The organism is Streptomyces sp. KR80, from assembly GCF_052245555.1.
In the GTDB taxonomy this organism is placed as follows: domain Bacteria; phylum Actinomycetota; class Actinomycetes; order Streptomycetales; family Streptomycetaceae; genus Streptomyces.
In genome coordinates, this window is the sequence record NZ_JBQQCD010000003.1 from 319,542 (window position 1) to 338,848 (window position 19,307).

Annotated in this window: 18 protein-coding genes and 2 tRNA genes; 10 read left to right on the forward strand and 10 right to left on the reverse strand. The window is 68.9% G+C overall.

Annotated features, from left to right (window positions below):
• The gene (locus ACTWQI_RS06895) at positions 1-1,380 is read right to left on the reverse strand and encodes a protein kinase domain-containing protein (RefSeq protein WP_443268407.1); all 1,380 of its coding nucleotides are present in this window, start codon (positions 1,378-1,380) and stop codon (positions 1-3) included.
• A gap of 34 nt (positions 1,381-1,414) precedes the next feature.
• Positions 1,415-1,963, reverse strand: coding sequence for a helix-turn-helix domain-containing protein (locus ACTWQI_RS06900; protein WP_443268409.1), 549 nt, complete (start codon positions 1,961-1,963; stop codon positions 1,415-1,417).
• A 165-nt stretch (positions 1,964-2,128) separates the two neighbouring features.
• Between ACTWQI_RS06900 and ACTWQI_RS06905 the strand changes: the two genes are divergently transcribed.
• Positions 2,129-2,201 (forward strand) — tRNA-Ala (locus tag ACTWQI_RS06905).
• 135 nt (positions 2,202-2,336) lie between these two features.
• On the opposite strand, the gene ACTWQI_RS06910 is transcribed toward ACTWQI_RS06905, so the two are convergent.
• Positions 2,337-3,047 carry a DUF5324 family protein gene (locus ACTWQI_RS06910; RefSeq protein WP_443268411.1) on the reverse strand — a complete coding sequence of 237 codons (711 nt, stop codon included), beginning with the start codon at positions 3,045-3,047 and terminating at the stop codon, positions 2,337-2,339.
• A 319-nt stretch (positions 3,048-3,366) separates the two neighbouring features.
• Between ACTWQI_RS06910 and ACTWQI_RS06915 the strand changes: the two genes are divergently transcribed.
• Positions 3,367-3,900: a peptidylprolyl isomerase gene (locus ACTWQI_RS06915; RefSeq protein ID WP_443268672.1), complete on the forward strand. Its 534-nt coding sequence runs from the start codon at positions 3,367-3,369 to the stop codon at positions 3,898-3,900.
• 110 nt (positions 3,901-4,010) lie between these two features.
• Positions 4,011-4,907 (forward strand): rhomboid family intramembrane serine protease, encoded by an 897-nt coding sequence (locus ACTWQI_RS06920; protein ID WP_443268413.1) that lies wholly within the window; start codon positions 4,011-4,013, stop codon positions 4,905-4,907.
• A gap of 288 nt (positions 4,908-5,195) precedes the next feature.
• Here the strand turns inward: ACTWQI_RS06920 and crgA are convergent, their stop codons facing one another.
• Positions 5,196-5,459: a cell division protein CrgA gene (gene crgA, locus ACTWQI_RS06925; protein ID WP_443268414.1), complete on the reverse strand. Its 264-nt coding sequence runs from the start codon at positions 5,457-5,459 to the stop codon at positions 5,196-5,198.
• Between the two features lie 145 nt (positions 5,460-5,604).
• Here crgA and ACTWQI_RS06930 point away from each other — a divergent pair, with 145 nt between their 5' ends.
• From ACTWQI_RS06930 to ACTWQI_RS06955, 6 genes are all read left to right on the forward strand, one after another.
• Complete coding sequence (locus tag ACTWQI_RS06930) at positions 5,605-6,399, forward strand: DUF881 domain-containing protein (RefSeq protein WP_443268416.1); 795 nt, start codon at positions 5,605-5,607, stop codon at positions 6,397-6,399.
• Positions 6,400-6,424: 25 nt separating this feature from the next.
• Positions 6,425-7,168 carry a class E sortase gene (locus tag ACTWQI_RS06935; protein WP_443268417.1) on the forward strand — a complete coding sequence of 248 codons (744 nt, stop codon included), beginning with the start codon at positions 6,425-6,427 and terminating at the stop codon, positions 7,166-7,168.
• Positions 7,169-7,238: 70 nt separating this feature from the next.
• Entirely contained in the window at positions 7,239-7,415 is a 177-nt protein-coding gene (locus tag ACTWQI_RS06940; RefSeq protein WP_443268419.1) for a hypothetical protein, read from the forward strand.
• Complete coding sequence (locus tag ACTWQI_RS06945) at positions 7,412-8,065, forward strand: aminodeoxychorismate/anthranilate synthase component II (RefSeq protein WP_443268420.1); 654 nt, start codon at positions 7,412-7,414, stop codon at positions 8,063-8,065. Before ACTWQI_RS06940 ends, ACTWQI_RS06945 begins: the two co-directional genes overlap by 4 nt.
• A gap of 443 nt (positions 8,066-8,508) precedes the next feature.
• Entirely contained in the window at positions 8,509-9,690 is a 1,182-nt protein-coding gene (locus ACTWQI_RS06950) for a class E sortase (protein WP_443268674.1), read from the forward strand.
• Between the two features lie 50 nt (positions 9,691-9,740).
• Positions 9,741-10,490: a class E sortase gene (locus ACTWQI_RS06955; protein ID WP_443268422.1), complete on the forward strand. Its 750-nt coding sequence runs from the start codon at positions 9,741-9,743 to the stop codon at positions 10,488-10,490.
• Positions 10,491-10,602: 112 nt separating this feature from the next.
• Here ACTWQI_RS06955 and pknB read toward each other — a convergent pair whose 3' ends face one another.
• The 6 genes from pknB to ACTWQI_RS06985 form a co-directional block, all read right to left on the reverse strand.
• Complete coding sequence (gene pknB, locus ACTWQI_RS06960; RefSeq protein ID WP_443268424.1) at positions 10,603-12,606, reverse strand: Stk1 family PASTA domain-containing Ser/Thr kinase; 2,004 nt, start codon at positions 12,604-12,606, stop codon at positions 10,603-10,605.
• Between the two features lie 171 nt (positions 12,607-12,777).
• Entirely contained in the window at positions 12,778-14,235 is a 1,458-nt protein-coding gene (locus ACTWQI_RS06965) for a peptidoglycan D,D-transpeptidase FtsI family protein (protein ID WP_443268426.1), read from the reverse strand.
• On the reverse strand, positions 14,232-15,641 hold the full coding sequence (locus ACTWQI_RS06970) for an FtsW/RodA/SpoVE family cell cycle protein (protein WP_443268428.1): 1,410 nt from the start codon (positions 15,639-15,641) through the stop codon (positions 14,232-14,234). Before ACTWQI_RS06970 ends, ACTWQI_RS06965 begins: the two co-directional genes overlap by 4 nt.
• A gap of 19 nt (positions 15,642-15,660) precedes the next feature.
• Positions 15,661-17,238, reverse strand: a complete 1,578-nt coding sequence (locus ACTWQI_RS06975; protein WP_443268676.1) for a PP2C family protein-serine/threonine phosphatase — start codon at positions 17,236-17,238, stop codon at positions 15,661-15,663.
• Positions 17,239-17,337: 99 nt separating this feature from the next.
• On the reverse strand, positions 17,338-17,859 hold the full coding sequence (locus ACTWQI_RS06980) for an FHA domain-containing protein FhaB/FipA (protein ID WP_443268430.1): 522 nt from the start codon (positions 17,857-17,859) through the stop codon (positions 17,338-17,340).
• 10 nt (positions 17,860-17,869) lie between these two features.
• Positions 17,870-18,706, reverse strand: coding sequence for an FhaA domain-containing protein (locus ACTWQI_RS06985; protein WP_443268432.1), 837 nt, complete (start codon positions 18,704-18,706; stop codon positions 17,870-17,872).
• Between the two features lie 400 nt (positions 18,707-19,106).
• Between ACTWQI_RS06985 and ACTWQI_RS06990 the strand changes: the two genes are divergently transcribed.
• Positions 19,107-19,193 (forward strand) — tRNA-Leu (locus ACTWQI_RS06990).
• Positions 19,194-19,307: the final 114 nt, after the last annotated feature.

Below are 19,307 nucleotides of genomic sequence, written 5' to 3' on the forward strand. Positions count from 1 at the left end.
TCAGCTCGCGGCCAGCGCCCAGAAGCCGACCGCGAAGCACAGCAGTGCCATGACCAGCACCGGGATCGCCACCTTCGGGGGCGGTCCCGGTCGGCGTTGCGGGGCGGGCTGCGTCGGGGACGCCGAGGAAGGGGCCTGGACGGGAACCTGTTGGCCCTGGGCGGTGTATGGACGAGTAGGAGCGTAATCGTGGTGCACCGCGGTGGTCGGCGTCCGGGACTCGTCCGGCGTCGCGGGCGTCGCCATCGGAAAGGGGGCGGGGGGATGCGAAGCAGCGGGCTCGTACGCGTGAGGAGATGCCGGCGTGGGGGTGGGCGTCGGTGGGGTGCCGGGCTGCTCGGGAGGGTTGGGTTGTGGCGCGGGAGGCGCCAGTTGAAAGCTGCCGGTCTGCGACATCGAAGGGGGTGCGGCGGCTGGTGGTGGGCCGGCATCGGCTGCCGCGTACGGCCCGCCCGGCACCCCCTCGTCCTGCACCGGCCCACCCTGCGTGGGCTCTTCCTGGACCGGGCCATCCGGGCCGAAGCCGGCAGGCAGCGGTCCCAAGTGGTCGAAGACCTCGACCACTTCGTCCTCGATGGTGGCGTCGGGCAGCATGTCGACGGCGGCGGTGAGCGCCTTACGCGCCCCCGTGGCCGTACGGAACCGGGCCTGCGGGTTCGGCTGCAGCATGCTCGCGATCACCTGCCACAGCGGATCCGGCACGCCCTCGGGCGCGCTCGGCACCCCATGCGCCGCGAAGTGCTCCACGATCGCCTGGGAATCGGGCTTCCTGCCGATCAGCAAATACAGCGCGACCAGGCCAACCGCGAACAGATCGGCGGGGAAGTCCGGCTCGGCGCCCATCATCTGCTCGGGCGCGAAGTAACCGGGCGTGCCCACCACATAGTTGGTCTCCGTCAGCCGGGGCTCACCCTTGCGCATCGAAATGCCGAAATCGGACAGCCGCAGATGCGGCCGCCCGGTTCCGGTGCACTCGAGGAGGATGTTGGCCGGCTTGATATCGCGGTGCACCACGCCCTCGGCGTGCACGGCGGTGAGACCCGCCAGCAACTGGTCGAGCAGCGTGCAGACGAAGCGGGGCGGCAAGGGGCCGTAGTCCCCGATGAGGTGAGCGAGGGAGCCGCCGCTCACGAGATCCATGGTGAACAGGACCTTGTCGTCGTCCGCCGCCCAGCTCGCCGGAGCCAGCACATGCGGGTGGTCGATCCGCAGCGCCTGCTCGCGCACGAACCGCAGCAGCGAGTGCGCGTCGCTCTGCTGCAGTACCTTCGCCGCGACGTAGCGCCGCCTCCGGTGGTCCCAGGCGCGCCAGACGGCGCCCACGCCTCCTCGCCCGATCGGATCGATCAGTTCGTACCGGCTGGCGAAGACCTCACCCATTGCGCCGTGTCCGCCCCTCGTCGCCCCTCGATACTCAGCTCTGGTGTGCCTCGTAGTGGGCGACAGCCTCGGCGGTTCGCCCGGCGCCGTACACCCGGAGAAACTCTGCCAGCTCCGGCTGGGTGGAGGCGAGCACGTCCGCCGCTTCGATGATGTCCCCCGCTGCCGCGACGGACCGCAGCAGCGACTGGATCTCGCGCACCACGCGCCGTACGGTCGGCGCACCGGAGCTGGACGTGGACTGGGTGGTGGTGCTCAGCACGGAACCCCCGGAGGTCTTCTTGATCTCCTCCATGCGGTGTGCGGCCTCGGCGGCGCTGATGCTGCCGTCAGCGACCTGACCCGCCAACTCCTGGAGGGCCTGCACCCGTTGGACGACAGCTGGGTTTCCGATTTTCGCTCGCTGACCGCTCATCAGCTGCGACAGCATCGGGGCGGACAGGCCCAGCACAGCGGCCAGTCGTGCTTGGTTGAGCCCGAGGTCGTCGATGAGTCGGCGAAAGAGAGTGCCCAGCGGTTCGCCATACCAGCTGCGCTGCAGCTCACGGGCTCTGGCGGTGGCTTCCTGCTGTGCTGCGTCCATGACGACTCCCCTTCGCTGCTGCGAACCTCGCGCGCGACATCCTACGGAGAGTGATGGGCGATCGGGAGTCCCTGATCCGTTTGTGAGATCTTCCGGAACACCCGGTACTCTGGTCTGCGGCGGTCGGCCCGGCGCGATGGCGCAGTGGCTCGGCCATCCACCCTTGGGGCCTTAGCTCAGTTGGTAGAGCGCTGTCTTTGCATGGCAGATGTCAGGGGTTCGACTCCCCTAGGCTCCACCCGCTAAATGTCTGCTGAACTGTGGAAACGCAGCTTCAGGGGGCTTTGTGGTATGGCACGTGTGCGCAAATCGGGCGGCGGGAGACCATCGGGTCTCCCGCCGCCCGGCTGTTGGTGCCAGTGTGCTGAGTGGGTCAGCCCTCGTCGCCGCGCCGCTCCGCCTGCTTCGCCTGGACCTCCGGGTCGAGAGGGGCTTCGTTGCCGTCCACCGACGTTAGCGGCGGCCGGTCGCCGAGCTCCGTCGCTTCCGGGGGCTCGACCAGCCAGTCCGGGTGGGCCTGCTTGTCCCACCACCTCCAGGCGGCGACGACACCTCCCGCCAGCAGACCGAACACCATCAGCCGCTTCGCCGCGCGGCCGCCCGCGGCCCGGCGGCGACGCTTCCTCACCAGCCTGTCGATCTCCGCGGGCCTTACCCGCCCGCGGAGCGCGGCGAGCGCCGCCGTGGTGCGCTGCACTGCCTCCTCGCGGACCGGCTCGGCGGCGGCCGCCATGTGCCCGACTCGGGGAACGGTGTAGTCGGCGGCCTGTCGTGCCGCCCTGCGGGCGCCCTTGGCGGCGCGTTGAGCGGCGTGGTCGACCTTCGGTGGCAGGGAACCGCGGGCCTGCCGGAGACCCTGCCGAAGGCGCGGCTGGACGTGCGCACAGTATTGGACGTGTGCGGTGTCACGGGCCTGTTGTGCGGCGTGGGACACCTTGGGGGCCAGCCGTAGGCGGGCCTCGTGCGCGTAGTGCACAGCCTGGTTCTTGGCCGTGCCGGCGTAGGGTGCCACCACCTCCGCGGCGTGCAGCACGCTGTCCCTCGCGGTGCCGGTGGCCGCGCGCACGCTGTCGATGCGGGTCACGGGATCCTCCTCCTCGGTGGCGTACGATTTTCGCCTTTCCACCCGATAAGAGATCATGCCCGCTTGTTGGCCGTACGGCATGTGCGGACGAGCATCCGGGTCACGCTCGACCACGACGACCCAAGATTCTCCGCCAGAAGGTTCTTCCGAAGAGGGCATGCCGTCGACGAAGTACGTACCAATTCGGTGGCTACCCTGGTGGGTTCGCCGCACCCTCCGGAAAGGTTGGGCGAGCACGATCAGCCGCAGCGGTCGGGCGGCGGACGGGCGGTCCGTGCGAGGATCGGTGAACGTCAGAGAAAACTACGGAAGGCAGATCGTGGCTGAGCAGCTCTACGCCACCCTGAAGACCAACCACGGCGACATCGAGATCCGGCTCCTGCCGAACCACGCGCCGAAGACGGTCAAGAACTTCGTCGAGCTCGCCGAGGGCACTCGCGAGTGGACGCACCCCGCGACCGGCAAGAAGTCCACCGACAGGCTGTACGACGGCACGGTCTTCCACCGCGTGATCAGCGGCTTCATGATCCAGGGCGGCGACCCGCTGGGCAACGGCACCGGCGGCCCGGGGTACGAGTTCGGCGACGAGTTCCACCCCGACCTCTCCTTCAGCAAGCCGTATCTGCTCGCCATGGCCAACGCCGGTCCGGGCACCAACGGCTCGCAGTTCTTCATCACCGTCGCCCCCACCGCGTGGCTCACCAACAAGCACACGATCTTCGGCGAGGTCGTCGACCAGAAGAGCCAGAAGGTCGTCGACGCCATCGCCGCCGTCAAGACAAACCCGCGCACTGACCGACCGGTGCAGGACGTCGAGATCGAGACGGTGACCGTGGTGACCCGCGAGGGCTGACCGAACGGGAACCAACCCGGCCCCGCCCGTCGTATGACGGGCGGGGCGGTGTATTGCCCGAATACGATCCCCGGGCCGGGTGTCCGGATGCGGAGGGAGACGAGGGACCGATGGATCAGGCGCCAGGAAGCCCGGGGACTCCCGCCGACGCCGGCGGCACCCCCGGCTGCTACCGCCACCCCGACCGTGCCACCGGCATCAGCTGCACCCGCTGCGAGCGCCCTATCTGCCCGGAGTGCATGGTCAGCGCCTCCGTCGGCTTCCAGTGCCCGGAGTGCGTACAGACCGGATCCGGCACCGGCCACGCGGCGTACGCGACCCGGCCGCGCACCATCGCCGGCGGCACGATCGCCCAGGATCCCAGCCTGGTGACCAAGGTCCTGATCGTCATCAATGTGGCGGTCTGGATCGCGGTGCTCGCGCTCGGCGACGCGTTCGTCCGCGACTTCGTCCTGCTCGGTCAGTGGGTGCCCGGCCCCTTCGCCACGGAGGGCGTCGCCGAGGGGCAGTGGTACCGGCTGGTCACCGCGATGTTCCTGCACCAGCAGATCATGCACATCGCCTTCAACATGCTGTCGCTGTGGTGGCTGGGCCCCCCGCTGGAGGCAGCGCTCGGCCGGGTGCGCTTCATAGCGCTGTATCTGCTGTCCGGCCTCGGCGGAAGCGCCCTGACCTACTACCTCGAGGTGCCTGCCCAGCCCTCGCTCGGCGCCTCTGGCGCGATCTTCGGCCTGCTCGGTGCCACTGCCGTGCTGATGCGGCGGATGAAGTACGACATGCGCCCGGTCCTGGTCCTGCTCGCGCTCAACCTGGTCTTCACCTTCACCTGGGCGAACATCGCCTGGCAGGCGCACATCGGCGGCCTGGTGGTCGGTGCCGCGGTGGCGTACGGCATGGTGCACGCTCCGCGTGAGCACCGGGCCCTCGTGCAGCGCGGGACGTGTCTGGTGGCCTTGCTGGCGGTCGTCGCTCTGGTGTGGGTACGGACCCTGCAACTCGCCGGCTGAGCAGCCCGGCGGCCACTGCGACCGCCAGTTGTCCACAGCGGGTGTCGGATCTTGTGCATGGCGTGGGGAACGTATGTCCGCGATCGCACTGACCTGCGTTTTCCCTGCACAATCAGGACCTTGGGCGGGGTCGTAGGACGTACCACCTGTCATACCGGCGTCAACCGCCGAGGGGTTATCCACAGATCATGCGACCTTTTCCCCATGTGGACAGGACCTGTGGATAACTCTGTGGGCAATCCTGGGGCAAGGCTTGCGCCGCGCGCCTTCAGGCACCCGCGACCGTCGCTACTTCCACTGGGTCGAGACGACGAACCCCGCTGCGATGAAGCCGAAGCCGACCACGATGTTCCAGTTGCCCAAGGCTCCGATCGGCATATCGCCTGTGGTCACGTAGAAGACGACGATCCAGGCGAGACCGATCAGGAACAGGGCCAGCATGAGCGGGGCCACCCAACGACGACCGCTGGACAGATTGATGCTGGTGGTCTGCTGCTTGGCCGCGGGCGGCGGCGTGAACTCGTCCTTCTTGCGGATACGTGACTTCGGCACGAGGGGTTCTCCTGTCGATGCGCTGCGTGACCGCGCAGGGATTCTGGTCTCTGTCTCCGGGGCCGGGAGCAATGAAGGCCCACATCATTACCCCGGGCGTCCGTTAGCGTAGTGCTTCCGCGGCGTCGAAGGAGATAAGGGTACGGTGAGCAATTCTGCGGACTCCCCCGCCGACCGGCCCGTGCCGTCCGGGACCTCCCCGGAGCGCCGCCGGTTGCGACCGGCGCGCCTGCTCACGGCCGGGATCTTCGCACTGGCCGGCCTCATCTTCTGGATCAGTTTCGACACGGCCCAGGGCACGAACCTGCGCACCGACGACTCGATGCTCAGGCTGTCCGACCTCATTCAGGAGCGGAGCCGCAAGAACACTGAGCTCGACGACCAGGCGGCGGCCGTGCGCTCCGAGGTCGACCGGCTGGCCCGGCGGGACAGCGGCAGCAGCGCGGCCGAGGACCGCAGGCTGGAGGACCTGGAGAAGTCCGCGGGCACGAGCAGGATCACCGGCCGGGGCGTGACCGTCACCCTGACCGACGCGCCGCCGGACGCCACCGCTCGCCTCCCCGGATACCCCGAGCCCGAGCCGGACGACCTCGTCATCCACCAGCAGGACATCCAGGCCGTGGTGAACGCGCTGTGGGACGGCGGCGCGAAGGGCGTCAAGGTCATGGACCAGCGGCTGATCTCCACCAGCGCGGTGCGCTGTGTCGGCAACACCCTGATCCTGCAGGGCCGGGTCTACTCGCCTCCGTACAAGGTGACCGCGGTCGGCGACACCGCGCGGCTGCAGAAGGCGCTGGCCGGCTCCCCGGCGATCCAGAACTACCAGCTGTACGTCAACGCATACGGACTCGGCTGGAAAGTCGACCAGCACAAGGCGATGACGCTGCCCGGTTACTCCGGCACAGTGGATCTCCGGTACTCCAAGCCACTGGAGCGGTGACGGCGACGGGAGGGAGGGCCCGCGGGTGTCGGTGCGGACGGTCCGGACGGTGCGGCTGATCGTCAGGACATCCAGCGAGCTCTGCGTCACCGTCGGGACCGTGATCGTGCTGTTCGTCGGCTACGTGCTGTTCTGGACCGGGGTACGGGCGGACAGCGCGATGGAGCACGAGATCGACCGGCTCCAGGAGCAGTGGTCCAGCGGTCCGGTCGGGCACCCGCAGCCCACGCCAGGCCCGACGGAGCCGCAGTCCGGATCCGGCTCTGCTTCGCCGCCCGCGGCCCGGCAGGACCCCTACGAGGACGGCAAGCCCTTCGCCGTCATGTACATCCCCCGTTTCGGCAGCAGTTGGGCCAAGCCGGTGCTGGAGGGCACGCGCACCGACACGCTCAAGAAGGGCCTCGGCCACTACGTCCGTACCGCGCGCCTCGGCGACACCGGCAACTTCTCCGTCGCCGGCCACCGCCGCACGTACGGCGACCCGTTCAAGGACTTCCCCAAGCTGCGCCCGGGGGACCCGGTGCTGCTGACCGACGGCGCCAGCTGGTTCACGTACCGCATCGTCGGCAGGCCGTACCGCACGCTGCCGTCCGACACCGCGGTCATCGACCCCATTCCGGCCAAGGCCGGATTCGACCGGCCCGGCAGGTATCTGACCCTGACCACATGCGAGCCGGAGTGGGGGCACAGCCACCGCCTGATCGCCTGGGCGCATCTGGACGCGACCCAGCCCGTGGAAGAGGGTAAGCCGGATGCTTTGCCCAGCTGACCCACCTCTGCCGCCCCCGCCCCTTAGTCTGGTGCTGCAATCGACTCCTTCATCGGCGAGTAGGGACAGGATGTACGGCTGGATCTGGCGGCATCTGCCGGGGAACACTTGGGTGCGGGCGCTGATCTCGCTCGTGCTCGTACTGGCGATCGTCTTCGTGCTCTTCCAGTACGTCTTCCCGTGGGCGGAGCCACTGCTTCCGTTCAACGATGTGACGGTCGACAACGGAGGCCGGTCAGCCTCATGAGCGCACGGATTCTGGTCGTCGACAACTACGACAGCTTCGTCTTCAACCTCGTCCAGTACCTCTACCAGCTCGGCGCGACATGCGAGGTGGTGCGCAACGACGAGGTCGAGCTCGCGCACGCCCAGGACGGCTTCGACGGCGTGCTGTTGTCCCCCGGCCCCGGCGCGCCGGAGCAGGCCGGTGTCTGCATCGACATGGTGCGGCACTGCGCGGACACCGGGGTGCCGGTCTTCGGCGTCTGCCTCGGGATGCAGTCGATGGCGGTCGCCTACGGCGGTGTCGTCGACCGGGCTGCTGAGCTGCTGCACGGCAAGACCTCCCTGGTGACCCATAAGGGCACGGGGGTCTTCGAGGGACTGCCGTCGCCCTTCACCGCCACCCGGTACCACTCGCTGGCCGTTGAACCCGGCACGGTCCCGGACGAGTTGGAGATCACCGCCTGGACCGGCGACTTCGGTGCGCCCGGTGGGATCGCGATGGGGCTGCGCCATCGCGATCTGCCGGTCGAGGGCGTGCAGTTCCACCCCGAGTCGGTGCTCACGGAGTGGGGGCACCGGATGCTGGCCAACTGGCTGGTGGCATGCGGGGACGAAGGCGCAGTGGAGCGATCGGCGGGGCTCGCGCCAGTGGTCGGCAGGGTCGGCGCGTGACCGCGCTCCGCCCCGAACGCGACGCCGCCTCGTCGTACGGAGAGTCGTACGACGAGGCAGACGCGTTCGAGGCGGCTGTCGGGCGGCTGGAGGATCCGCTGACCGATCCGTTGCCCGGACAGGTCCGCGACCAGCGGGGCGGGGCGCTCGGCAGCGCCTTCGGGCGGCAGTCCGGCCAGGACTTCGGTCAGGGGCCCGTGGAGGGGGCCGGCCGCGCACCCGGACATGAGCCGGAGCAGGACGCCGCTGGCTCACCCTGGTCCCGCACCTCATCGGTGAACCCCCAGTCCCCGTCGTCGGCGTCGTACGGCGAGAACTACGGGGCCGACTACGGATACGGGTACGGGGGCTCGGCCTATGCGCCGGGCCAGGAGGACCCACAGCCGTACGCGTCCGGGCCTTCGGAGGGCCGACGCGCCCCCAGTTGGGCCGTGGACGCCCCGATGTACGAGACGCGCTCCGCCTCGGGAGTCGCCGGGGTGCACGAGCCCCAGGCGGAGTACGGCGGCCACGCCTGGCAGGCGCCACCGGGCGGCGTCGGCGGAGCGCCTGCGGGGCCGACGGACGAGCAGGTCGCTGCCGCCCGGGCTGCGGCGCGTCGAGCCGTTCAGGAGGCCACCGCTCAACAAGCCGTCCAGCAGGCTGCCCAACGCGCCGTCCATCAGGTCGCGGAGCACGTTGACGGGGGTGCAACCGTCGTCGTGCCTCCGGTCGTGGAACCAGCCTTCGATGAAGAGACCGTCGGTCTGCGGGTGCCGTCGTCCGCCTCGGTCGCTACCCAGGTCGGCGAATCGACGGGCACGCCGATTGTCGGCGGCCGGGCGGCGCGGCGGCGTGCGGCCAAGCGCGGGGGCCGAGGAGGACGGCGCGCGGCCACGTCCGGCGCGCCCCTCACGGACCAGCCCCCCCGCTCCCGCGTCGAGGCCCGGCGCCAGGCCCGGGCACGCAAGGAGCCGCCCGGTGTCATCGCCAGTCGGCTGGTGGGTGAGGCGTTCATCACGGTCGGCGTCTTGATGCTGCTGTTCGTGACCTACCAGCTCTGGTACACGAACGTTCTCGCCCAGCAGCAGGCGGGCGGTGCCGCGAGCAATCTGGAGTGGCAGTGGGGCGAGGGCGCCGACCGCAAGGCGGGCGCCTTCTCACCCGGCCAGGGCTTCGCGATCATGTACATCCCCAAGCTGGATGTGAAGGTCCCGATCGCCGAGGGCATCGACAAGCACAAGGTCCTCGACCGCGGCATGGTCGGCCACTATGCCGACGGCAAGCTGAAGACCGCGATGCCTTGGGACAAGAAGGGCAACTTCGCCGTGGCGGGGCATCGCAACACGCACGGCGAGCCGTTCCGCTACATCAACCGGCTCAAGCCGGGCGACGAGATCATCGTCGAGACGCAGAGCACCTTTTACACGTATGAGATGGCGAGCATCCTGCCGCAGACGTCGCCGTCGAACGTCGGTGTGATCGGGCCGGTGCCACCGGGTTCCGGCTTCACCGAACCGGGGCGCTACGTCACGCTCACGACCTGCACCCCCGAGTTCACCAGCACGTATCGAATGATCGTCTGGGGCAAGATGGTCGAGGAGCGGCCGCGCAGCAAGGGGAAGCCGGACGCCCTGGTCGGCTAGGCCCCTCGGAACATCGATCTGCAGAAACATCGGAAACGGAGTACGACGCGGTGGCAGCGACTCAGCACGCACGAACCGGCACCGAGGCGCATCCACCGCAAGGCCCGGGCCGCCCGGGCGCCCCCAGGCGCCGCACGCTGGGCCGGGTGGCCGCGGCCGTCAGCGTCTTCGGTGAGCTGTTGATCACCGCGGGTCTGGTCCTCGCGCTGTTCGTCGTCTACTCGCTGTGGTGGACCAACATCCTGGCCGATCGGGATGCGGCACGGAAGGGCGACCAGGTGCGCAACCGCTGGGCGGACGGACCCGGCCCCCTGGACACCAAGGACGGCATCGGCTTCCTGCACGTCCCAGCGATGAGCGGCGACGAGATCCTGATCACCAAGGGCACCGGCACGAAGGAGCTCAATCACGGAGTGGCCGGCTACTACACCAAGCCGGTGAAGTCCGCGATGCCGTGGGACACGAAGGGCAACGTCAGCCTGGCGGCCCACCGCGACGGGCACGGCGCGCAGTTCCACAACATCCACAAGATCGACGAGGGCGACGCGGTCGTCTTCGAGACTCGGGACACCTGGTACGTCTACAAGGTCTACGCAAAGCTGCCGGAGACCTCGAAGTTCAACGTGGATGTGCTCGACGCCGTCCCGAGGGAGTCGGGGAAGAAGAAGGCGGGCCGCTACCTCACGCTGACGACGTGCACGCCTGTCTACACCTCCAACTACCGCTACATCGTGTGGGCGGAGCTGGAGCGCACGGAGAAGGTGGACGTGCGCCGTACGCCCCCGAAGGAACTGCGTTAGCCCGCTCACCGCATCCCTGCCGGGTCGGCAGCGGAGCAGGGCGGGCACACGAAGGCCCCGGCGTCCCACGCGGAGTGGGTGCCGGGGCCTCGCTTTGTGCGCGGTACGGGCGTCAGTCCCCGTTCCGGCCTCTGCCGGTCGGGCCGCCGAAGATGCCGCCGTCGCCTTCACCGTCGCCGTCCTGAGGCGGAGAGGTAACCAGGTTGATGGTGTCACCCTCCTCTACCTCGGAGCCCGCGCCGGGGTCCGACGCGACCACGATGGCGTCGTCCTCTGTGTTCGGGCCGACATTGCCGACGACCAGGCCCGCGTCCTCGAGTGCCTTCCTGACGTCCTTCAGCTTCTGACCTTGGAAGTTCTGCAGTTGGAACGACTCGGACTCCGCGGCGACCGTCAGCGTGACCGTCGACCCTTCCTTGGCCTCCGTGTTGCCCTCGGGGTTCTGCGCGACGACCGTGCCCGGGACCGCGTCATCGCGCTCCTCCTCTTGGACGTCGACTTCGAAGCCCAGGCCCTCCAGCTGACCCTGCGCCTCCTCCACTGACTTGCCCGTGACGGGCGGGACGACGATCATCTCCTTCTCCTTGGCGACGGTGAGGGTGATCGTTGCCGTCTTCGGCCGCTTGGTCTGCGGCTCCGGGGTCTGCTTGAGCACCAGGCCGGGCTCACGGTCCGACTCGAGCGACTTCGTCCGGATCTTCTCGGAGTCGAAGCCCTTCTCCTCCAGGATTTTCCTGGCCTCTCCGATAGGGATGTTCTCGACGTTGGGAACCGGGATCAGCTCGGGCCCCGAGCACAGGGTGACCTTGACCTCGCCGTTCTTCTCCACCGTGGCGCCCTGCCTGGGGTTCTGTGCCGTGATCTGGTTCTTCTTGACGTTGTCGCACGGCTTCTCGCCGGCCTTCACGACCTCGAAGCCCCCGTTGACGCCATTCTCCTGGGCGTCCTTCAGGGTTTTGCCGATCAGGTTCGGCACAGGGGTGTCGCCGGAGAGCTTGCCGCTCCCGAAGATCTCCCGCCCGATGAAGATCGCGCCGACGAGCACCAGGATGCCTGCGATCACCAGCAGGATCGTCGAGGTGTTGTTCTTCCTGCCGCCTCCGCCGCGGCGCCGGTCCGGACGGTCGTCGTAGCCGAATCCGCCGTCGTCCTCGCGCATGGGCGGGAGCATGGAGGTCTGGGGGGACGCGTCCTGGGTGCGCAGGGCGGTCGTCGGTTGGTCCTGGCCGTACGCCCCGTAGGCCGCCGCTCCCATCGCCGCCGTGGCTGCCACGGGCCGGCCGTCCAGGGCCGCCTCGATGTCGGCGCGCATTTCGTCGGCCGACTGGTAGCGGTAGTCCGGGTCCTTCACGAGCGCCTTGAGGACGATCGCGTCCATCTCCGGAGAGATCTCCGGGTCGTACGTGCTGGGCGGCTGCGGCTCCTCGCGCACGTGCTGGTACGCCACTGCGACCGGGGAGTCGCCCACGAAGGGCGGCCGGACGGTCAGCAGCTCGTACAGCAGGCAGCCGGTCGAGTACAGGTCGGAGCGGGCGTCCACCTGCTCGCCCTTGGCCTGCTCGGGGGAGAGGTACTGGGCCGTGCCGATGACCGCGGCCGTCTGCGTCATGGTCATGCCAGAGTCGCCCATGGCGCGGGCGATGCCGAAGTCCATGACCTTGACCTGGCCGGTGCGGGTCAGCATGACGTTCGCGGGCTTGATGTCGCGGTGCACGATGCCGGCCCGGTGCGAGTACTCCAGCGCCTGGAGGATGCCGACGGTCATTTCCAGAGATCTCTCCGGCAGCAGCTTTCTGCCGGAGTGCAGCAGCTCGCGGAGGGTCGACCCGTCCACGTACTCCATCACGATGTACGGGATCGAGACCCCGTCGACGTAGTCCTCGCCGGTGTCGTATACCGCGACGATCGACGGGTGGTTGAGCGAGGCGGCCGACTGGGCCTCTCGGCGGAACCGGGCCTGGAACGACGGATCGCGGGCGAGGTCCACCCGCAGTGTCTTCACAGCCACGGTGCGGCCCAGGCGGGTGTCATGGGCGAGGTAGACCTCGGCCATGCCTCCGCGGCCGAGCACCGAGCCCAGCTCATACCGGCCGCCGAGGCGACGCGGCTCTTCCATAGCTTCTCCAGCCCTCTCCGTCATTCCCGACGCACCGGTGTGGGATCCGGCGATGTGCTGCTCGGGCTTACCGTACCCGCCACGCCGTGGGGGACCTGGCTAGCGGCCGCTACCTGATACCGGACCGGTACGTCCACGTGCGCGGATCGGTTCAGGAGGTGACCGGCGTCACTAATTGCCGCTGATGACCGCCTCCATCACCTGCTTGGCGATCGGGGCTGCCAGGCCACCGCCGGAGATGTCGTCGCGGTTTGCTTCGTCGTCCTCGACGACGACCGCGACCGCGACCGGGGAGCCGTTGTCGTCCTTGGCGTACGAGATGAACCAGGCGTACGGCTTCTCGCTGTTCTCGACGCCATGCTGGGCGGTACCGGTCTTGCCACCGACCGTGACGTCCGGGATCCGCGCGTCGGTGCCGGTGCCTTTAGAGACGACAGTCTCCATCATCTCCTGCAGCTTCTGGGCGTTCTCCGGCGAGAGCGGCTGGCTCATCTCCTTGGGCGTGTGCTGCTCGATCACGTTGAGATTCCGAGCCCGCAACTGCTCCACCATGTACGGCTCCATGAGCTTGCCGTCGTTGGCGATGGCAGAGACGACCATCGCCATCTGGAGCGGGGTGGTGGCGGTGTTGAACTGACCGATCGAGGACAGGGCGTTGCCCGGCCGGTCCATCTTCGTGTCGTAAACGGACTTATTGGCGCGAATCGGGGTGAAAACCTCTTCGTTGAAGCCGAACTTCTCTGCCTGCTCGACCATCTTGTCCCGCTTGAGGTCATCGCCGATCTTGCCGAAGACCGTGTTGCAGGACCACTGCAGTGCTACCAGGAGGGTGGCGTTCTTGCAGGGGATGTTGCCGTGGTTCTCGAGGTTCTTGGTGCTCAGCGGCAGCTTCCAGGGCAGCGGCGATTTGGTCGGCTCGTTGATGTCCGTGTAGAGGCCGTTCTCCAGGGCCGCGGCCGCCGTGACCACCTTGAAGGTCGAACCGGGAGGGTACGTCTCGCGCAGCGCCCGGTTGATCATGGGCTTGTCTTTGTCCTTGTTGAGCGCGACCCAGGCCTGCGAGTCGGACTTGGAGTTGCCGGCGAAGATGGACGGGTCGTAGCTCGGGGCGCTCGCAAGGGCGAGGATCGCTCCGGTCTGCGGGTCGAGAGCGACCACAGCGCCCTTCTTGGTGCCGAGGCCATGGAAAGCGGCCTTCTGCGCCTTGGCGTTGAGCGTGGTGACGACATCGCCGCCCGCCTTCTCCTTGCCGGTGATCATGTCGATCGTGCGGTTGAAGAAGAGCCGGTCGTCGTCGCCGGTGAGTATGCCGTCGTTGATCTGCTCGAGCTGGTTGGCGCCGAAGGCCTGCGAGGCGTAGCCGGTCACCGGAGCCCACATCGCGCCGTTCTTGTAAGTGCGCTTGTACTTGAAGTCGTTGCCGTTCGTCTCGGTGTGACCGGTGATCGCCTTCCCGCCGACGATGATGTCGCCGCGCTCCTGGCTGTAACGGGCGATGGCGACGCGGCGGTTGTGCTGGTCGGTCCTGAGTTCGTCGGCCTGGACGAACTGGATCCAGTTGACGCGGACCAGCAGGGCGAGGACGAGGAGGCCGCAGAAGATGGCGACCCGGCGGAGGGGCTTGTTCACGGTCGGACCACCTGGGTCATCTCGGCATCGGTGGACGGGGCCGGGGCGGGAGCAGGGCGGCGGGCCGTGTCGCTGATCCGCAGCAGGACCGCGATGAGCGCCCAGTTGGCGATCACCGAGGATCCGCCCTGGGCCAGGAAGGGCATGGTCATTCCGGTCAGCGGGATGAGCGAGGTGACGCCGCCCGCGACGACGAAGACCTGGAGCGCGAAGGCGCCCGACAGACCGACAGCGAGCAGCTTGCCGAAGGGGTCGCGCGCCGCGAGGGCGGTCCGTACGCCCCGCTCGATGATCAGCGCGTAGAGGATGACGACGGCCATCATGCCGGTGAGGCCCATCTCCTCGCCGACGGTGGCGAGGATGTAGTCGCTCTTGGCGCCGAGCCCGCCGATCAGTCGTGAGAAGCCCTGGCCGAGGCCGGAGCCGAACATGCCGCCGGACCCGAAGGCGTACATGACCTGAGCGGGCTCCTGGACGAGGCCGTCCTCCGTGAGCGCCAGCGGGTTGAGCCACTGGTCCACCCGGCTTTGGACGTGGCCGGCGAAGGAGGCGACGGCCACGGCGCCGACGGCGCTCAGGGTCAGGCCGAAGACGACCCAGCTGGTGCGCTCGGTGGCGACGTACAGCATGATCACGAAGAGGCCGAAGAAGAGCAGTGAGGTGCCCAGATCGGTCTCGAAGATCAGGATCAGCAGGCTCAGCGCCCAGATCACCAGGATCGGCCCGAGGTCCCGGCCGCGGGGCAGGTACAGGCCCATGAACCGGCGGCTGGCGAGTGCGAGAGCATCGCGCTTGACCATGAGATAGCCGGCGAAGAAGACGGTGATGATGATCTTCGCGAACTCGCCGGGCTGGAGGCCGCCCACACCGGGGATCGTGATCCAGATCTTGGCGCCGTTGACGGCGGGGAAGAACATCGGGGCGATCAGCAGCGCCAGCGCGATCACCATGGAGATGTAGGTGTAACGCTGCAGCACCCGGTGGTCCTTGAGGAAGACCAGGACGGCGATGAAGAGCGCGATGCCCAGCGTGGACCACATCAGCTGGCCCGGGGCCTTGGCCCCGCCCAGCGCGACGGTGCTGATGGACGGCTCCTGGTCGAGCCGCCAGATCAGCACCAGACCCAGGCCGTTGAGCAGGGTGGCGAGCGGCAGCAGCAACGGGTCGGCGTACGGCGCGAACTTTCGCACCGCGAGATGGGCGACGCCGGCGAGCAGACCGAGGCCGAACCCGTAGCCGAGGAGACCGGCCGGGATGGATCCGCTCTTGGCGAGGCCCACGTTGGCGTACGCGAAGACCGGGATCACGACGGCGAAGACGAGCAGCGCGAGCTCGGTGTTGCGTCGGCTCGGGGTGCCGATCGCGCCGATCGTGGAGGTGTGGGTCGGGTTGGTGCTACTGCTCATGGTGTGGATGGCCCCTTAGCTACTGCGGTGTGCTCTCGCACGCCTTGGCCAGCTGCTGCTCTTCCTCCGACAAAGTGGGGCCGGGCGTCGGAGTGCTGCCGCTGGTGACGTCGGTGCTGCTGCCGTCGGCGCGGGTCGCGGGCCGGCTGCCTGCCTCGCCGCCTGCCTCGCCCTGCTGCTTCCCGGCCTGCTGGTCCTGTGCCTTCTGGCGCTCCTCTTCCTTCTTCTGCTCCTCGGCCTTGACCTGTTCGGCGCGCTTGTGGCAGGCGGAGGCCTGCTTGCCGAGCTCCTGGACCTTGTCCTCGGCCTGGCCCAGGCTGCCGACCGCGATGGTCTCCTTGACCTGCTTCTGCTGATAGGCCGGGAGGTACTTGAGTTCGATCTCGGGGTGGTCCTCGTGGACCTCGTTGAGGCTGATCCAGGCCAAGTCCTGGCTGATGCCTTGGTAGAGGGCGACGTGCTCGCCTTTGGCGCCCACGTAGTACTGCGACTGGGTCCAGCGGTAGCCGCCGTACGAGGCCGCGCCGACGAGGCCGAGCGCGAGCGTGATGAGCAGCGAGCGCTTGAGCCATGTGCCGCGGCGGGCGGGCTTGATGAAGTCCTCTTCGGTGTACACGCCGTAGCCGCCGGAGAAGTCGGCCATGCCGGGGTGGCCGCTGCCGGGCGGGCCGAAGCCGTCCGCCGCGGAGCCGGGAGCCTGCGGCGGTACGCCGCGGCCGAGTTCGGCGGCCCGGCCGGCCGGGGTCTGCATGGCGCCGTGGTCGCCCAGGTGCGGCGGGTTCTCGGCCACCGCGCCGACGACGACGGGGGTGTCGTTGAGCTGCCCGGCCAGGGTGTCGCTGTCGTCCACGTCGAGGACGTCGGCGACGATGCAGGTGATGTTGTCGGGGCCGCCACCGCGCAGTGCGAGCTGGATGAGCTCCTGCACGGTCTCGTGCGGGCCGTGGTAGCCGGCGAGGGTGTCCTCGAGCGTCTGGTGGCTGACCACGCCGGAGAGGCCGTCCGAGCAGATCAGATAGCGGTCACCGGCCCGGACCTCGCGGATGGAGAGGTCGGGCTCGACGTGGTCGCCGCTGCCCAGTGCGCGCATCAGCAGGGAGCGCTGCGGGTGGGTGGTGGCTTCCTCCTCCGTGATCCGGCCTTCGTCGACCAGCCGCTGGACCCAGGTGTGGTCCTGGGTGATCTGGCTGAGGACGCCGTCGCGGAGGAGGTAGGCGCGGGAGTCGCCGACGTGGACGAGGCCGAGGCGCTGGCCGGTCCACAGCAGGGCAGTGAGCGTGGTGCCCATGCCCTCGAGCTGGGGGTCCTCTTCGACCATGACGCGGAGCTGCTCGTTGGCGCGCTGTACGGCGCTGCCGAGGGAGGTGAGGATGTCGGAGCCCGGCACGTCGTCATCGAGCTGGACGAGGGTGGAGATCACCTCGGAGCTGGCGACCTCGCCGGCGGCCTGGCCGCCCATGCCGTCGGCGATGGCAAGGAGGCGGGGGCCGGCATAGCCGGAGTCCTCGTTGCCCTCGCGGATCATGCCTTTGTGCGATCCGGCGGCGAAACGCAGTGACAGACTCATGCGCACCTCGCCGGTCGGCTCGGGGTACATCCGCACGGTGCCCACCCTCCGGTCGGGAGCGCGCTGGCGTGTGTCGGCCCGGTTGCCGACGCGGCCTCGGCCCGCTCGCTCCGCTCGCTCATTCTGGTACTACTTCCGCAGCTCGATGACGGTCTTGCCGATGCGGATCGGCGCGCCCAGCGGAATCGGTGTCGGGGTGGTGAGTCGGGTCCGGTCGAGATAGGTGCCGTTGGTGGACCCGAGGTCCTCGACGATCCACTGGCCGTCACGGTCCGGGTAGATCCTGGCATGCCTGCTGGACGCGTAGTCGTCGTCCAGCACGATCGTCGAGTCGTGGGCGCGACCGAGGGAGATCGTCTGACCCTGGAGCGCGACGGTGGTGCCGGTCAGGGTGCCCTCGGAGACCACCAGCTTGGTGGGGGCGCCGCGCCGCTGCCGGCCGCCGCCGCGGCCGGACGGCTGTGAGCGCTGCTGCGGGGGCTGCCGGCTGCCCGCGGCGGAGCGGCCCTGGGCCTCCCCCCGGCGGGCCGCGCGCTGGGTGACGCGCGTGCCGAACAGATCGCTGCGGATGACCTGTACGGCCACGATGACGAACAGCCACAGTACGGCGAGAAAGCCCAGCCGCATGACCGTCAGGGTCAGCTCTGACATTGCCCCCGCTTCACCCTTCGGCTTGCCGGTACACGATGGTGGTGCTGCCCACGACGATCCGCGAGCCGTCGCGGAGCGTAGCGCGGGTGGTGTGCTGTCCGTCCACCACGATGCCGTTGGTGGATCCCAGATCCTGGATCGTCGCGGGCGTTCCGGTCCGGATCTCGCAGTGCCGGCGGGAGACGCCGGGGTCGTCGATCCGCACATCGGCCTCGGTGCTGCGGCCCAGCACCATGGTCGCCCGGGAGATCTGGTGCCGGGTGCCGTTGATCTCGATCCAGCGGCGGGTGACCGTGCTCGGCATCGGGCCTGCGGCCGCGCCGGGCAGCTGGGTCACCGGGGAGGGGCCGGCCGCTCGCGCGCCGGGCGGCGGCGAGGCGGGCATCGGTGGAGCGCCCGCGGGCTGCGCCGGGTGGCCGCCGGGGCGCCGTGCCGCGGCGGCGGGGCGGCGGCCCTGCGGGTGCTGGGACTCGCTGGTGGCCAGCGTGCGGCTGCGCACGCGGTACAGGCCGGTGTCGAGGTCGTCGGCCTTCTCCAGGTGCACCTTGATCGTGCCCATGAAGGTGTAGCGCTGCTGCTTGGCGTAGTCGCGCACCATGCCGGCGAGCTCGTCGGAGAGCTGGCCGGAGTACGGGCTCAGCCGCTCGAAGTCCGGTGCGCTCAGCTCGACGATGAAGTCGTTGGGGACCACGGTCCGGTCGCGGTTCCAGATGGTGGCGTTGTTGTCGCACTCCCGCTGCAGTGCTCCGGCGATCTCGACGGGCTGCACCTCGGACTTGAACACCTTGGCGAAGGTGCCGTTCACGAGACCCTCGAGACGCTGCTCGAAGCGCTTCAGTACTCCCACGGGGCACCTCCTTCCCTGATGCGGTCCTCGAAGTCGTCCTGGTACTGCTTACTGATCGTATCCACGAGCGGCAAACACACGTGGTTCCACTTCCTGCCCCGGCTGTCGAGTGTCGCCTCTCACAGGCCTGTAACGGGCCTGCGGGGAGCGGGCCCGGGAGACGGCACAGAGCGCCGCTCACATCGGATCGTAGAGGGCTCCCCCAGCACAGTGTCCCGCAATCGGCCGCGTCCCTGGTCCGAGGCGGGTGGAAAGGTGCGGGTACAGGCTGTGCGGGGCCGGGAAAGCCGTGTGAACCCACCCTTGCCAGCGTGCTAATCTTCTGGATGTCGGCAGGCGCTCCACACGACCCGGACAGAACGGTCCGGAGGCTGTGCGAGAACCGGGCGGCAACACCCATGCGCGGGTGGCGGAATAGGCAGACGCGCTGGATTCAGGTTCCAGTGCCCGTAAGGGCGTGGGGGTTCAACTCCCCCCTCGCGCACCATCGGCTCCGCAGGTCTCAGGCCTGCGGAGCTTTTTGTGTGTTCGTTTGGTCACTCGGTCGCTGTCCTGCCGGACCGGCTGCTCCCGAGGGGGGCGCGACTTTCGTCGCCGAGGG

Coding starts and splice junctions, on each gene's coding strand:
- ACTWQI_RS06940 (WP_443268419.1), top strand. CDS start 7,239: ATGTACGGCTGGATCTGGCGGCATCTGCCGGGGAACACTTGGGTGCGG.
- ACTWQI_RS06895 (WP_443268407.1), bottom strand. CDS start 1,380: ATGGGTGAGGTCTTCGCCAGCCGGTACGAACTGATCGATCCGATCGGG.
- ACTWQI_RS06945 (WP_443268420.1), top strand. CDS start 7,412: ATGAGCGCACGGATTCTGGTCGTCGACAACTACGACAGCTTCGTCTTC.
- pknB (WP_443268424.1), bottom strand. CDS start 12,606: ATGGAAGAGCCGCGTCGCCTCGGCGGCCGGTATGAGCTGGGCTCGGTG.
- ACTWQI_RS06970 (WP_443268428.1), bottom strand. CDS start 15,641: ATGAGCAGTAGCACCAACCCGACCCACACCTCCACGATCGGCGCGATC.
- ACTWQI_RS06900 (WP_443268409.1), bottom strand. CDS start 1,963: ATGGACGCAGCACAGCAGGAAGCCACCGCCAGAGCCCGTGAGCTGCAG.
- ACTWQI_RS06920 (WP_443268413.1), top strand. CDS start 4,011: ATGGATCAGGCGCCAGGAAGCCCGGGGACTCCCGCCGACGCCGGCGGC.
- ACTWQI_RS06950 (WP_443268674.1), top strand. CDS start 8,509: ATGTACGAGACGCGCTCCGCCTCGGGAGTCGCCGGGGTGCACGAGCCC.
- ACTWQI_RS06980 (WP_443268430.1), bottom strand. CDS start 17,859: ATGTCAGAGCTGACCCTGACGGTCATGCGGCTGGGCTTTCTCGCCGTA.
- ACTWQI_RS06975 (WP_443268676.1), bottom strand. CDS start 17,238: ATGTACCCCGAGCCGACCGGCGAGGTGCGCATGAGTCTGTCACTGCGT.